Below are 15,517 nucleotides of genomic sequence, written 5' to 3'. Positions count from 1 at the left end.
TCTCCGCATAATGAGGTTCAAAACCGGAGCTGCTTTCATCTGCGGCGTTTCCTGCTATCGAGCCATCGGCCAAAGGTTTCCCTGATTCAAAAATAATCGTGCCGTCGCTGTCTTTTACGGTAAAATGAATCCATGTCCGCCTGATGGGAATGCCGCTTGGGAATTTATGGCCCACGAGATTTTCAACCTGGACCTCAGCTGTGAGCCGCTTTTTGTTTTGCTCTGCCTGGGCAATGGAAATCCGCGCGGTATCTTTCTGGAGCTGAGCAATGGTCCTGGCCCGGGTGTCAGCCAATTTTGCCTGAGACGCCCTGATATCCAGCACCGCCAGATTATCCATCAGAATATTGAGCATAAAAACATTACCCCCGACAAAATGATGCTGGGAAAAATGGTCCTTGGGCTGCACCTCCTTGGGCGCATAATAGGCAATGACCACCCCGCCATCTTCTGAATGGGGCATATGGCATTCCTGACAGAGCCGGACTTCACCCACCTTTTCGCTTATTTCGTGGCGCTTGCCAATGGCTTCACCGTAAATACTGTTCAACCATTCGAGATACACCGTCTGTTCCGGAAAGGTACCGACAACATTTCCCTTGGAATCCACATACGGCGTGTACAGCATATGACAGGCTGCACACAGTGCTGAGTCATTCATCTGCGGCCCGTAGGCAGGATCAAACCCCACACTTACTTTCATGGTGTCGCGAATCGGATCACGGTACGGCCCGAAAATCTTGCGGTCCGGAGCCGGGGTCTTCATGTCAATTGTAAACTTACCGCTGAAAGTCTCCTCAGTGCCCAACCCCTTATCCTGGATCTGATGGCAGAGGCTGCAGGAAACCCCATCCTGGGCTGCTTCGTGAAGCTTTGAATTTCGATCCAGATAGGCGTGGAAGACGCCGACCTTGCTGTCGGTTTTGTATTTATCCGGAAGCTCGTTTTCCTGGCGATAGGCCATAGGCATGTGGCAGGAGACGCATTTCTTTTCAATGACCTCTTTAAGCGCCGGATTTCTCGATACCTCAGAGGCAACCTTTGCCTGCCATAAGGGATCTTTTGCAGCATTTGCCATCATTGTCGACCGCCAGTGATTGGCAATGGACATATCTTTGCCGTTTTTATCCACAAGAATGGAGTGGCAGTTTGCACAACGCCCGGAACCGATAAAATTCTCATTGATAAACGGGCTCAACGGCCCACCAAGACGGAAGTCGGTGCCGATTCTTTTCGGCACATGTTGAGATAAATCAATTGATTCGGCGCGGACATTCTCCTGGGAGTCAGAAAAAATGGCAAGTAAGACAACAGAAATACCTACAATGCTTTTGCAGAGAATGGAATGTGTACTCATTGAAATCATCGTTGCTCTCCGTTTCGGCTTATTATCAATTAATAAGGAAATCACTCCGGCCTGAGTCATATCGGATGCAGCCACTGTATCAATAGCTGGTTATGGTTCGCAACTGATAAATATTCTTAAAACAAAAAAATCCCACTACCGGCAGCACTGTCATTGAAACTGTCTGCATGGATTTCTGCAGGAAGGCAAACTTGGGTACAATCAATCTCATTCAGACCAGTTTTTCTTACCTGCCCGTGTTTGTTTCACTCGGCTTTTATGTTTTTTATCGTCCAGGCGTTTTCGTTTTGATGCCTTTGAGACCCTGGTCTTTTTCCTTGGTTTTTCCCTGGCAAGGGCCCAGACCAGCAACTCGACAAATCTTTCAATTGTCGCAGCCCGGTTCAACCCCTGGGTGCGGTAGCGAAATGAGATAACCCGCAGTATCCCCAGTTTGTTGATGCGGGTTTCAAGACGATGCAAAATTCTGTTTTTTTGCTCGTCAGAAAGACTGGGAGATGCCTTGACATCAAATAACAACGTAACCCTGGTATTCACCTTATTAACGTTCTGGCCACCAGGCTTACTGCTCCGGGTAAAGGTAAAGGACACCTCCCGCTCCGGTATTTCAAGGTATTGATTAATTTGTATCATTTCACAAAGAACACTCTTTTTGCTCTAAGCACCCATACATTTCGTAACAAATTAACAAATACATTAACAATTCAATAACATAAATCAACAAATATGGTAACGAACCAGAATGTGTCGCGGTTATAGAGAGAGCAAAAAAAGTACTCCGCTTGACCAAGATACGATCAATCAGGTGCTTGAGTAAATTGGATTATAATCCTTACCGGCAGAATAATTGTCTTTACCGTGACAGTTGATCCACACAGGTCCCACTGCAGATTTGGCTGACATCGCTCCACGTTGCATGTTTAGTTGCAGTACCATCACTGTTGAGCACAAGAGTGCCGCTTTCTGTAAAATAACCATCCAACCCACCGTCAAATTTAAAGGTGTTGCCGCAAACCGTTCCGGAATAAGAAGCTCCAATCTCAGCCGTATAGTTGGCACTGGATCCTGTTTGATTGACCGTAAGGGTGATTGGTACATCTATGTCATCAGGGCAGCCGGTGTTTGTACAGGTATAGGTGCCTGACCATGTCCCGTTAAAATCTGCAGGCTCCTGGGTGCAACCCTCTCGGTTAACTTTTAAATCGCTTGCACTAAGGCTTCCGCTCACCGGCGAGGTAATCTGAAGGCATATGGTAAAGGCGCCGGCATTAATAAGCTGCACGGTTGACGGATTGGCGGTGACAGTTGCCGGTTCAACCGAGACAGGATCATTGGAATCGTCAACGGAAATTACGAATGGTCCGTATGCTGCACCATCATTACAAACAATAGCAAGATCACTTGATGAGCCGATGCGAGCTGTAAGGTAAGCCATGGAAGACGCATTTGCCGAAGGTGTCAGCAAGGCCAGGATTTTCTTCAACAAGGGATTGCTTAATCCGGCAGTTACTACATTCCCCGCATTAATAGTATCCTGAAGGTTGACGGTGATCGTATCATAATTTTTTGCCCCGGCAGGTAAGGTATACAGGAAACTAATATCTGTCTGCTGCCCGGCTGTGATCTGGACATTATCAATATGTGCGCTGAGCGGCACACTGATTTCGGAGCCATCGGATGTCTGACTGGTTTGGGTTGGCGGGTCATCGGAACTCTGACAGCTCACAATGAATAGAAAGATCGCAAGAGCAAAGAAACTGAGCGAACTGTAAACAAAAGATTTGCCGACCAATTTTGCTTTCATGGCTTTCCCCCCTATAAAAAAGTAGCAATCATAAAACAAACTGTATTTTCTTTTTTATGCAGAAAAACTGTCAGATGAACACAAAAAAATGAAAACAACGGAACAAAAGGAGAAATAAGGCCAATAGAGGACGGCAAAAAGGGGACAGGTTGAATTTTTCTCTCCAGCTTGAGGGAACTGAATTCTTTTCTCCTGTTTTTGAAAAAAGACAAAGAAAGACAAAGGGGTCAACAAAGGGGTCAAGTCTGCTGTTGGCTTTAACAACAACAAAGGGGTCAAGTCTGCTGTTGGCTTTTAGTCAGGAACACAAACAAAGGCAAAGGGGTCAAGTCTGCTGTTGGCTTTTAGTCAGTATTATCTCTATTTTTTCCAGATGTTTTTGCAAAGCTCGGTCTATCTCTTTCCGTGCTTTTATCCGCTCGACAGCACTGCTTACTGTACTGTAATTGCTTATTTGAAAATGTTTACCAACAGCTGCAAGTGTAACTCTGCTATGACGGCGGACAAGATAAATCGCGACATCTCGCGGAAAATTCTCGGTACCCCTTTTAGACACTGCAATCTGCTCTTTCTTTACCTTAAAATGTTCACAGACAATACCAATAATTCTTTCTGGTGAAGGGGCAAATTTTCGAGACTCAGGGATCTCCGTATGAAATCGCAAATGGTCAAATTTATCTTTTAACCAATCTTTGAATGGAGCACTGCCCAAGACCGATGCAAGGTTCTTCAATGAGTAAAACCGCCCGATCTCCTCGGTTTCACTTTGTGCAACAAAATCTATATAGGCTGGCATGCGACTGCTCTTCTTATCGGATAGCATTGACAACAGAAAATCCTTATGCAACCAGCCCCATTGTTTTTTCTTGGAAACATATCCATGGTGACTGCTCCATACAAAATCATTTAATTTCGAAACAATTCCTGCTCGTAACGGATTTCTGTGGATATAGCGCAATACTTCGAGAAGATGGCTGTCCTCTTCGACAAGTACCGCTTTGTATCTGCCGCGAAACAGTTGTCCGTCTTTCTTGTGGTTGCGGTTAAAGCGCTGGGTATAGACACCGTTTATATGCCGCATACATCGCGATATGTTACCGTCGGGAGTTTGGACCAGCAAATGGTAATGATTTGCCATCAGACAATATGCAGATACATTAAGATTCCATCCATCAGATGTCTCATAGAGAACCTTGAGAAAGGTTTCATAATCCTTCTGAGACAAGAAGATATTCTCCCTTCTCCTGCCGCGGTTCATGACATGATACCAGGCTCCGGGATATTCTATGCGTAATGGTCTTGACATGTTTGATATTTACCACAAACTAACCCAAAAGCCAACAGCAGACTTGACCCCTTTCGGACCCCGACCCCTTTCGCGACCCCTTTCGGACCCCTGACCCCTTTCGGACCCCTTTCTCCTTTCCTATTCATATTCCTCCTCAGCCGTAGTCGGTATTTGCGCCCAGAAAATCGATGAGTCAAACCAAAAGGGATAACCCATATGCAAACCTGCGGCATCCCACTCCTTTAAAGGATCATGAAAATGATTGGCAAACCTCAAGGAAATTTTAGGTTTGTCCTCATCCGTGCCGCCTTGACTGATCCATTTTAGTATTGTTTTATTTTCAGTTCCTGACATTAGTTCTGTTAATAATCCCTGGTCAAATCCAAAATCTGTTAGCAAATTTTGTGTATCTAAAATTGATTGGCGTGAAGCGAATTCATTAATCGCAGGGTGGACTATCTTTTCATCATATCCACTAGATATTGCCGGAATAAAAACAAATATTATACCTAGTACTTTTAGAAATATTTTTTTCACTTGAGCACCTTCATTTTTATTTGCCAAAGACTACCTTTCTTTCTTCTTGTTCAAGCTCACTTAATTTTTTAAACTTGTGACTAGGGGCATCAATGTTTGGGATATTATAAAGATTCTCCTTCCTCTCCTCCCGGGTTGTAAGCTTGGGAAGTTTGATGGTGACGGGTTTCTTTCGCGGAAGGCAACCCTCTTCTCCCCATTCACTGATAGAAGTACCAGCATGCCGGGAAAAAGCGCCATAACCAGGTTTAAAAACTATTGGATAACAATCTGTATGCCAGCCACACAAGGGGCGGAGGGTAAATATCCTGTGCGACGGGATACGAAACTCGCCGTTGGCATCGGTCAGAACTTCAACCGCATCGGCAAAGCTTGAAACCTGTCCGAAACAATCATTAAAGAAACGCAAGAAAACCACCGCGCCCTCGATGGGTTCCTCGGTTTCAGTATCCACAACCTTGCCCATGTACGGCCCGTAACTGTTAGTTATGGCGCAGCCGCTGGAAATGGTCAGAATTGTGAGCACTGCCAATAAGCGAATTAATGTATTCATGTATTCTCCTGGATATTTTATTATCAGTACTGTTCTATTTTCCAGAGTCCGTCATCCCCTTTGATGAAATAAATATAATAGGTCAAAGTAACCGGCGTTCCCTCGATATCCTGAGTTCGGTGAATCCTGTATTTTGCCCTGTCGTCGTCAGCATATATCATTTCAATATTCTGTAAGTTCATTTCTGCTATTAGATCTGGCAGCTGGCCACTTAACGCGTTAAATATCGGTCTGTATTTATCTTGTGATCTTGTAGCAAAATACCCCAATCCTCCTTCAACATCCTGCACAGACAAAGCCGCCTTCATCCCATTCCACTTAGCCTTCAACAGCGCGTCAAGCCCAGCCTTATCGAGCACATTGACCATGATCTTCTGGGCATATTCGTTATTTTGAGGATCGGTAACAGTGTAGTAGACCGTGTAGAGTCCGGGCAATGAAAAAGTCAGGGCGAATTCGGTTTCGCTCACCATATTCATGGAGACTCCAGGATTACCGGAATAGGTCCCATCATACGTCTGGGGAGTAAACGTCAGGTGCGGCTTGACGGAAAGCCTGCTGTTTAACGGCGCGATGCCTGATTCCGGGAAAATATCAAGCTCGATCCAATTCGTGGTATTCGAGGTATCCACATTCACCGTGATTGAATGCGAGACCGTTGTATTGTCCGGCAAGGTCGCCGTGTCGTTAGGGTGTTATTGTTACAGGTACTGGCTTGGCTTTAATGAAATCAGGCCAGGAGGCTGTCCAGAAACCATCCATGTCGGGGTTATATACATACCAATGGAAACCCTGGTGGGCATAAGAACCACGCCAGAGTTGCGCAATCGTAAAAGATAAGTCCTGGTTCACCACTGAAACATAACTGATCTCGGAAGTGGATCTTGTCTCCTCAGCCCTTACTCCTATTTCAGACCCTTCAGACAGGAAGATGATTTTACTGTACATCCCCGGTTCAATGGCATAATTCAAGGCATAATGCGTGAAAATTCCATTCACCGGGAAAAAACCTATTCTCCCGCTTACCGAATAATTAAACAGATCCCGTTCCGGCGCCCCATGAGGATAATCGCTTAAGCTCGTTAGTGTCTGGTTGTAATAGTACTTATCAGTGTTATTGGACAATCGGAACACCATTGGTTCATTCAGGTCAACCATGCCCACGGCAACTGCGTTCTCCCGTTCATTGCCGAGTGTCCCCTTGAAAACCACCTGCAGGTAAAGATCGGTTATGCCCACCGGAATTGGTGAGGCGGAAAAATCAAATATCTTTTCCTCGGCTTCGACGGAAGTTAAGGATGTGATTGGGACTGGCGCTGAAACAGAATAGGAGAAATTCGCTTCTCTGGAATACTCATCCGGCGGTTCGTTGAACAGGTCGGGCTGGTAATCGGTCCTTCTCTTATACTTGGCGACGGCAACCAACGTTCCTGCTCCCATTGCTTCAATAATTGGATTATCAAATTCATCCAAGCCGAGCTGGGAATTATTTCTTATTTTTGCCCGGATCTCGGTGAAATACTGTTCACCGGTTCGGATACCGTCTGCATCAAAAAAGGATGCGTCGTCAATTATCCCGTATACATACCGATCCGGTGCACTAATCTCAATATCCCCCCGGAAAAAATAATCCAGAAGCGCTGTGGAGTAGCCTACTGCGGCCGGGATGAGGCGGGACGCATAATCTTCATGAATTTTATCATCAAGCATCCATTTCGGGGGAGCATTTCGTTTTACTGTATCCCTTGAAATAATACTTGCTCCAGCTAATCTGATATTGTCGGTTCCACCAGCATAACCATATAGATAGATCCTGTTGTCCTCAGTGTTATCTTCGGCAATGACTTTTTCTGGCGTTCCCCAATCGACTACAAACCACGTATCAAGACCTGCTTCAGGATAGGCATAATCATCATTGATAGAATTTTTACTGAAAAAGTTTGCATTGGTATACTCGGCAAGACCTACAGAAGTGAATAAAGCGTTGCCTTGAGCATTGACCGTCATCTGAGGATTACTGCCGTTATAGACATTTTGGTCCCAGAGTGCTGTTATCTGCACAGGAGCTTGAAATGTAGTTACTCCTCTGCTGAATATTGAAGGATCTACTTTAACACCCGAATAATTCAATGAGTTCCAATTTTCATCGAGTGCGGCCCAGATTTCAAAAGGATCTGTTTTCCAGGTTTGGGGAAATGGAATACTGAATGGATGTGAGTCATTTCGAACATGAGCAGGTACAGCCATGTCGGATACGAGATGCATCAAATGTCCCAACATGGCGAAAGTAATTGCAAAACCCTCTTCCTTGCCTGTTGCCAATGCTTGATAAAAGTATTGCCTTGCCCATGGCCACGAATAATCGTTTTTAAAGTTTATGGCGTTGGTCGGTGTTTGTGCCCAACTAATGGATGATTCTGTCGTAGGTAATAATGGAATATCGAGACCAGCCTCGTCCCAAGATTTAAGAGGATCATGAAAATGATGGGCGAACCTTAAAGAGATTAAAGGATTGTCTTCATCCGTGCCGCCTTTTTCAATCCAATTTATTATTTTCTTTCTTTCATTGTCTGGCCCTTGTATTTCGGTATCCAAACCCCTTTCAAAGCCTAATTTATTTAATAAATCCTCTGTTATTAGAATTGATTGTTCTGTTGCATTAGTATTAATTGCAGGATGCACCTTTGTATCATCATAAGCATATGAAAGGAAAGGCAGGTAAATAATTAAGGCTACGATTATAACAAATTGTCTCTTCACGGAAATCACCATTATTTTTGCTGAGTAAAAACTAAATCTGTTTCAAATTTTTCTAATTCTTTGAGTTTCTTATATTTCTCTTCTGGTGCATTGATATTCGGGATGTTTCGTAAATTTTTTTTCCTCTCTTCCCTTGTCTTAAGTCTAGGAAGTTTAATGGTGACGGACTCTTTATCAGGGAAATGCCCTTCCTTGTAATGACTTATAGAAGATTGCCGGTGACCGGGATAAGCGCCATATCCAGGCTTGAAAATAATGAACATCGGATAATCCCACCCGCTCAGAGGTCTGAATGTTCCGATTCTGTTAACCGGTATAAGAAATTCACCCTCCTTACCTGTTAAGACTTCATCAGCACCCTCAAACATGGAAGTACCACCCATCCCTTCGGTAAAGTACTGGACAAACACAACAGCTCCCTCAATGGGCTCTTCCGAGTCCTTATCCACAACCATACCCATATAAGGGCCGTAGGAATGAGTTATGGCACAGCCGGAAAGGAGGTAACCTGCAATAATGATCAAAATGAATTTTACTGTTTGCTTCATGATTTCCCCTTTAATTAAAACTGTTCGATTTTCCAGAAACCATTCTTGTCTTTGATGAAATAGATATAATACGTGATTGTTACAGGATTTCCGTCAATGTCGTGGACCCTGTTCATTCTAAATTTTGTTCTGTTGTCTTTACTGTAAATCATCTCAATATCCTGAAAATCCTCAACAATCTGTGGGAGATCAGGACTGATTACATTCAAAGCATATCGATAATTTGTTTTTGACGACTCAAGAAAATAATCCAGCCCTCCCTCAACATCCTGAGCACTTAGGGCTCCCTTCATCCCGTTCCATTTGGCTTTGAGAAGCGCGTCGAGGCCGTCCTTATCCATGACATTAACCATGACCTTCTGTGAGTATTCGATATCTTGAGGATCGGTAACAGTGTAGTAGAGCGTGTACAGTCCGGGCAATGAAAAAGTCAGGTTGAATTCGGTTTCGCTCACCGTTATCATCGAGACGCCAGGGTTGCCGGTATAGGTCACCTCATACGTCTGGGGAGTAAACGTCAGGTGCGGCTTCACGGAAAGCCTGCTGTTTAACGGCGCGATGCCTGATTCCGGGAATACATCAAGCTCGATCCAATTCATGGTATTTGAGGTAACCACATTCACCATGATTGAATGGGAGACCGTTGTATTATCCGGCATGGTTGCCGTGGCGGTAATGGTGTTTTCCCCTTCCTGAAGAGGAACATTATTGGCAAAGAATTGATTGCCGTTCACCTGGGCAACAATTCCATTCACCGTCACTCCGACCTCGGAGGAATCCGTGCCTCCAACAATCCCCTGCACCAGAACATACGGTTCGGTAATCATCGCCCCGTCAGTCGGGAAAGTAATAGCAATGCCGGCTTCAAATGAATCCAAGACCTGCACGGTGACTGCCGCCGTGTCCGTGCCGCCAGGACCGGTTGCCCGGAACCAATACGAAGTGGATTCCGCAGGAGCAAATAACCCGCTGCCATTTGGTCCGACAAACGGTGCAAGCACAGTGAGACCGGAACCGATTTCGCCGGCAGATGCTTTGGTGGCGCTCCAAGACAGCATGGTGCTTTGGCCGTAAAAAATTGCGGATGGATTGGCGGTCAGTGTGGCTACGGGTGGTGGAGGTTTAACAATCAGGGTCGCGCTTGCAGTAGAAGTACCGCTCGGACCACTGGCCGTAATAGAATAGGTGGTTGTGGTCACGGGAGAAACACTTGTACTGCCGCTTGTTGCCACCAACCCGATACCATTGTTAATTTCGGCGCTGTCAGCCCATGAAGAACTCCACGTAAGTACGGCGGTGCTGCCCTGTACAATAGTGGCCGGAGAAACCCATATGGAAACCGCTGGCGGCAAAACAACCACCCTTACGGTTCTGGTGTCCGAACCTCCAGGTCCGCTGGCGATTAGAGTATATGTGGTCGTTGCTGTGGGCGTCACAATAACCGATCCGGTGACAGGCATGACACCGATACCGTTATCTATGGTGACACTATCTGTATAAAGAGTCGTTTCCCAGTTGATTGCAGCTGTTTCACCCGGCTGAATTGATTCCGGTGTAATTGCTGCCGATAACACAGGTGGCGGATATCCCACTGTGACGGTTACCCCTGAGGTCGCGACCCCAAGAGGACCCTGGGCGGTCAAGGTATATACCGTGGTCTCCGCCACGGTTACCGGCATTGAACCACGGCATGGCACTTCACCTATTTCGGGTTCAATAAGGCATTTTGCCGCATTACCGGAGGACCAACTCAGGACTGATTCTCCGTTTGGATCAAAGGGCGGATCGGCCGAGAGGTGCGCAAAAACCTGGGGCATATCATAAAAGTATACAGCCCCCGGATGATAAAGATATGTTCCCGGATTTATGTAACTGGGATCGTCTTCATAATCGCCAATAATAATGTGATTGTCGCTGATGGCGACATTTGGCCCGAACTCGTCGTGTTCAGAAACAATACCGGCATACAGGATATTCTGTTCCTTCCACTCGGTGCCGAATTTTTTGAACACATAATTGGAATTAAATGGGTGAAAATCATTAAAGTTATAACCCGCTCCAACAACAGCATAATTTTCCGTGATATCAACGGAGAGACCGAAATACAGCCGTTCGATGTTATCGCTTGCAATAAGCTTGGCCTGCTCCTGCCAGCCGTTTAGTCCGCGATGAAAAATATAGGCGGCTCCGGCATTATCCCTTGTCACAACTTCTTCCATTGATGAGGATTCCATCCCAAACGGAATCATTTCTGCGGCCGGGGGCTGTGAACCACCGGAAACCTCATCATTGCCAATCGCACCGGCAATGATGTAATCACCGTTGATGGATACAGAATATCCAAAAAAATCATGGCCCTCGCCATCGCTCGAGGCGAGGATTGTTTCCTCGGCCCAAGTTGAACCGTCATATTTATACACATAAACTGTGCCCATATCTCCTTGGAAGACATTGTACGGCGCTCCAGCAACCGCATAGTTACCGCTTATGGATACGGAATTGCCGAAATGCCAGTATGATTCAGCATCACTTGGAGAAAATTCTGCTTCCAGATCCCAGGTGACACCGTTGTATTTGAAGAAATAAATCTTGGGCGTGTACAGATTATTATTGTTGGTATCCACCCCAACAATGGCATGATCGCCGCTGATGGAAACTGCATAGCCGAAATATTCGACCTTTTGCGGATTGCTCGCGGTGAGCTTGGCTTCCTCCACCCAGCTCCCATCCTTCTTTCTGAAAATATAGGCTGCACCGGCACCGTACTGTCCGTTCACCTCTGCATAGGATGCCCCGACTATGACCGTATCGCCGCTGATCGAGACAGTGGAACCGAAATAATCCCACTCCAGTCCATCGCTGGCAACCAGCTTTACTTCATCCACCCAGACCTTTCCTTCACGACGATATATGTATGCCGCACCAATATCCTCTTTTAAAAAATTGTCATACAAATCAGCAAGGGGCGCACCGATCACAGCATAATTATCGCTGATATCTACCGATGCACCGAACCATAAATCATCCCACCAGTTACCGACAGGATGCTCCTCCTTACTAATTTTCAAGCTTGAAAATTCTGGTTTTACAACTGCTACAGTTACGCTGGCAAATGAAATACCATCCACTCCAGTTGCAGTAATGGAATAGGTTGTGGTTTCCGTTGGTGAAACAGAAAGCGAACCCGCTTGATCGACGGGACCAATGTTCTGGTCTATCTCAACATTGATAGCTCCGGCGGTGAACCAGGTGAGAATAACTGAATCGCCGAGCATGACAGCGTTTGTTGCTGCGGATATCTCGACTGTCGGAACAAGACTGTTGACGGTAATACTTGCGGTTGACACGGCGGACCCGCCGGAACCGGTTGCAGTAATTGTATATGTTGTTGTCTCAATCGGGGATACAGATACGGCGCCATTAACCACAACCGAACCGATGCCGGGCTCGATGGTGCAGGAATCAGCTCCGGAAGACGACCAGGACAGAATTGCTGATTCACCAACCTGAATTTCAGATTTATCAAGACTTAAGCCAACAGAAACAGGAGAAATATCCAGATCAATAGTATTTGTGATATCAGCAACAATGCTGGCAACCGAGGTCCAATGCTGTTCGCCATCCACATCTGCACGGAATTTATAGCCTCCCGCCGGGACAAGGAATGAGGCAGATCCAGCCGCATCCGTGGTTTCGAATCTACCGAGATAGACCCCGCTCTCGGCAAACAGATACACCCTGGCTCCGGAAATATCGGCTTGCGCCTCATGGAGATGGATTTCGCCAACACCCTGTGCAATGGAAATGGTTGTATCCGTTGCAACGAAAAGTTCAGACCAGAACTGTTGGCCCTGGTAATCGGCGCGCACCTTGTATTCAAGATCTGGCAGATTAAACATCACCCTGCCGTCAGCACCGGTGGTCGAGTTTTGCCCAAGATAGGTACCGGCGGGAGTGAACAGGTATGTCTTGATTCCTTCCACAGGTGTTGGAACACCCAGGTACATCCCGTTTACTGTAATGGCAACATCCTGATGCTGCAGGAGCAGGCTTCCTGAAAGTTCAGCGGGAACAGTGTAGACCTCGCTCCAATGCTGATACCCAAGATAGGCGACCCTTATTTTATAGCTACCATCAGACAGGTTGAATGCGACCTGGCCATCTGCATCGGTAGTGGCATTCAGGCCCAAATAGTTGCCGCCCTCGTTGAAGACATAGGTCTTAACTCCGACAAGCGGAACACCAGCACCTCTATTCACGGTAAAGGAATACACCCCGCCGCCAGTGGAGATTGGAACTCGGTTGATCGTATCGCCAGCCAATGCCGAAAGATCGCTCCAGTATTGACTGCCCTGGTAATCGGCCCGGAATGTATAGCTGTCAGATGCAGGCAGGCGGAACAGGACCTTGCCGTCAGCATCAGTTGTCTGATTCAATCCAAGGTAGGTGCCGGTGGGAGAAAAGGCATAGACCTTGATGCCTTCAAGTGCAAGACCGCTGCCGGTGACCGTGACCTCGGCATCTGCCATGGGAATATTCACATCCGTATCTGTAGAGATAAACACCTCAGACCAGAACTGCTGGCCCTGGTAATCGGCCCGCACCTTATACTCAACATCAGGCAGATTAAACATCACCCTGCCGTCGGCATCGGTAGTCGCGTTTTGCCCAAGGTAGGTCCCTGCGGCGTTAAATAAATAAACCTTGATTTCGGCAAGAGGAGTTTTGAATCCCTGATAGGTTCCGGATACGGCCACTGTGGTGTCCAGATGCGGGATAGTCAAGGCACCGGTCAACATCTCAGGTACGACATAGATCTCGCTCCAGAACTGATTGCCCTGATAGTCCACCCGGATCTTGTAATCGCCGTCCGAGAGATTAAAACTCACCTGGCCGTTTGAACCGGTAGTTGCGGATAATCCAAGATAAGAACCGGATCCATTGAATAGATAGCAATTCACCCCGCGAAGAGGATTTCTTACTCCCTTACTGACCGTAAAGGAGAACATCCCGCCACCGGTGGAAATAGGAACTGGATTGATCATGTCGCCAGTCAGAGCCGAATGGTCACTCCAAAACTGGCTGCCCTGGTAATCGGCACGGAACTTATATTCAGAGGCAGGGAGTCGGAACAGGACCTTGCCGTCTGCATCGGTTGTCTCATTCAATCCCAGGTAGGCGCCGGTGGGAGAAAAGACGTAGACCTTGACGCCGCGGAGTGCCAGGCCGCTGCCGGTGACCGTGACCTCGGCATCAGACATCGGGATATCAACTTTACTGTCGGTGAAATTGAACTTTGGCGACCAGAACTGTTGATCAAGGTAATCGGCACGGACTTTCACGTCCTGGGCCGGCAGGTTAAACATCACCCTGCCGTCATCATCGGTTGTCAGGTTTTGTCCGAGATAGGTGCCAGTGGCACTGAACAGATAGACCTTGATGGAGGAAAGAGACGTGTTGATTCCCTGATAAGTGCCAGACACGACAATCGAATTGTCAAGGTGCGGGATGGTCAAGGCACCGGTCAAATCCGCAGGTACTTCAAAGAGCTCGCTCCAGAACTGGCTGCCCAGATGATCAATGCGGAATTTGTATTTGCCATCCGAAAGATCAAAGCTTACCTGGCCGTTGGTGTCCGTGGCCTGGTTCTGCCCCAAATAGGTCCCTGCCTCGTTAAAGACATAACATTTGACAGCAGCCAATGGATCCGTGGCACTCTTGAGAACCGTCAGATCAAAAACACCGCCACCCACATCAATGGCCAGGGCGTTTGGCCCGCCGCCAGCAATCAGGGCTGGGGAGCTCCAGTACTGGTTTCCCAGAAAATCAGCCCGAAACAGAAAGGTTTTATCCACCGGAAGATCAAAAGCTACTATTCCGGTGGTATCGGTAATTGCATTAATCCCAAGATAGGAGCCCGCCTCGGTAAACAGGTAGACTTTTATGTTTTCTAGTGAGGCGCCCCCTGAATTAACCGATACAACAGTTGTCTCCTCATTGATTTCTGTATCGACCTGGATTGTGTCAGGAATGGAGACGGATGACGACCAGATTTGCTGACCCAGATAATCGATCCTGAACTTGTACGTTCCGGTTGCGAGAACTCCAGTTTCGAACAGAGCTGTGCCGTTGATATCTGTTTTTCTACTCTGCCCGGCATAGGCCCCGGGGTCCGTAAAGGCATAAACGGTAATACCTGCCAGCATTCTACCTTTGTCAGTAGAAATGTTCACCGATATCGGGTCACCCGGAGCAGCAACCAAAGAATTCGGCAAGAAAAATGACACAAAGAAAAAAAGGGATATGATTCCATACGGTAATCGTGATTTTCCCATCAGCATTTACTTATCTCCCCTCAAAAAATATTCTCTCGGCATGTCCCGGCAGATTAATGTCCTCGAAGCACAAAGGCCTTTGATCAATAATCAAAAAAATCGCAAAAAAGAAGAATCGTGCATCTGTTAGTCAACAGCAGTGCACAGCACCCACGCCCACCAGAACCCAACAAAACGCCAGGCGGAAAAAACCTAACAACCCTGACAACTGGTGTCAACATTTATTTTTTTCAGGACGCGACAGGCAACTATTGGGATTTACACACGAACAGATAATGAAACAACCGATGCTACCGAATCAACTAGTTGATATTTCAATAATTCTG

Annotated in this window: 10 protein-coding genes; all 10 read right to left on the bottom strand. The window is 46.7% G+C overall.

Annotated elements, in window-relative coordinates; all coding sequences use genetic code 11:
• The coding region (locus tag KKE17_11010) for a cytochrome c family protein (GenBank protein MBU1710522.1) at positions 1 to 1,357 on the bottom strand (1,357 nt) is incomplete at its 3' end.
• 216 nt (positions 1,358 to 1,573) lie between these two features.
• A complete protein-coding gene (gene arfB, locus KKE17_11005) occupies positions 1,574 to 1,999 on the bottom strand; it encodes an aminoacyl-tRNA hydrolase (protein MBU1710521.1) in 426 nt (141 codons plus the stop codon).
• Positions 2,000 to 2,219: 220 nt separating this feature from the next.
• Positions 2,220 to 3,170, bottom strand: a complete 951-nt coding sequence (locus KKE17_11000; GenBank protein ID MBU1710520.1) for a hypothetical protein — start codon at positions 3,168 to 3,170, stop codon at positions 2,220 to 2,222.
• A 325-nt stretch (positions 3,171 to 3,495) separates the two neighbouring features.
• On the bottom strand, positions 3,496 to 4,476 hold the full coding sequence (locus KKE17_10995) for a transposase (protein ID MBU1710519.1): 981 nt from the start codon (positions 4,474 to 4,476) through the stop codon (positions 3,496 to 3,498).
• A gap of 120 nt (positions 4,477 to 4,596) precedes the next feature.
• On the bottom strand, positions 4,597 to 5,022 hold the full coding sequence (locus KKE17_10990; GenBank protein ID MBU1710518.1) for a hypothetical protein: 426 nt from the start codon (positions 5,020 to 5,022) through the stop codon (positions 4,597 to 4,599).
• A complete protein-coding gene (locus tag KKE17_10985; GenBank protein ID MBU1710517.1) occupies positions 5,012 to 5,548 on the bottom strand; it encodes a carboxypeptidase-like regulatory domain-containing protein in 537 nt (178 codons plus the stop codon). The genes KKE17_10990 and KKE17_10985 overlap by 11 nt, the downstream gene beginning before the upstream one ends.
• A 23-nt stretch (positions 5,549 to 5,571) precedes the next feature.
• The gene (locus tag KKE17_10980; protein ID MBU1710516.1) at positions 5,572 to 6,222 is read right to left on the bottom strand and encodes a hypothetical protein; all 651 of its coding nucleotides are present in this window, start codon (positions 6,220 to 6,222) and stop codon (positions 5,572 to 5,574) included.
• A gap of 13 nt (positions 6,223 to 6,235) precedes the next feature.
• Positions 6,236 to 8,308 (bottom strand): hypothetical protein, encoded by a 2,073-nt coding sequence (locus KKE17_10975; GenBank protein ID MBU1710515.1) that lies wholly within the window; start codon positions 8,306 to 8,308, stop codon positions 6,236 to 6,238.
• Positions 8,309 to 8,319: 11 nt separating this feature from the next.
• The gene (locus tag KKE17_10970) at positions 8,320 to 8,856 is read right to left on the bottom strand and encodes a hypothetical protein (protein MBU1710514.1); all 537 of its coding nucleotides are present in this window, start codon (positions 8,854 to 8,856) and stop codon (positions 8,320 to 8,322) included.
• Positions 8,857 to 8,870: 14 nt separating this feature from the next.
• The gene (locus tag KKE17_10965; protein MBU1710513.1) at positions 8,871 to 15,089 is read right to left on the bottom strand and encodes a hypothetical protein; all 6,219 of its coding nucleotides are present in this window, start codon (positions 15,087 to 15,089) and stop codon (positions 8,871 to 8,873) included.
• Positions 15,090 to 15,517 lie beyond the last annotated feature (428 nt).

Source organism: Pseudomonadota bacterium, from assembly GCA_018823135.1.
In the GTDB taxonomy this organism is placed as follows: Bacteria; Desulfobacterota; Desulfobulbia; order Desulfobulbales; family CALZHT01; genus JAHJJF01.
This window is presented reverse-complemented; position numbering and strand designations above follow the sequence as displayed.

What these genes read in the sequence shown, in the direction of transcription:
- arfB (MBU1710521.1), bottom strand. Translation starts at nt 1,999, where the DNA reads ATGATACAAATTAATCAATACCTTGAAATACCGGAGCGGGAGGTGTCC.
- KKE17_10995 (MBU1710519.1), bottom strand. Translation starts at nt 4,476, where the DNA reads ATGTCAAGACCATTACGCATAGAATATCCCGGAGCCTGGTATCATGTC.
- KKE17_11000 (MBU1710520.1), bottom strand. Translation starts at nt 3,170, where the DNA reads ATGAAAGCAAAATTGGTCGGCAAATCTTTTGTTTACAGTTCGCTCAGT.
- KKE17_10970 (MBU1710514.1), bottom strand. Translation starts at nt 8,856, where the DNA reads ATGAAGCAAACAGTAAAATTCATTTTGATCATTATTGCAGGTTACCTC.
- KKE17_10985 (MBU1710517.1), bottom strand. Translation starts at nt 5,548, where the DNA reads ATGAATACATTAATTCGCTTATTGGCAGTGCTCACAATTCTGACCATT.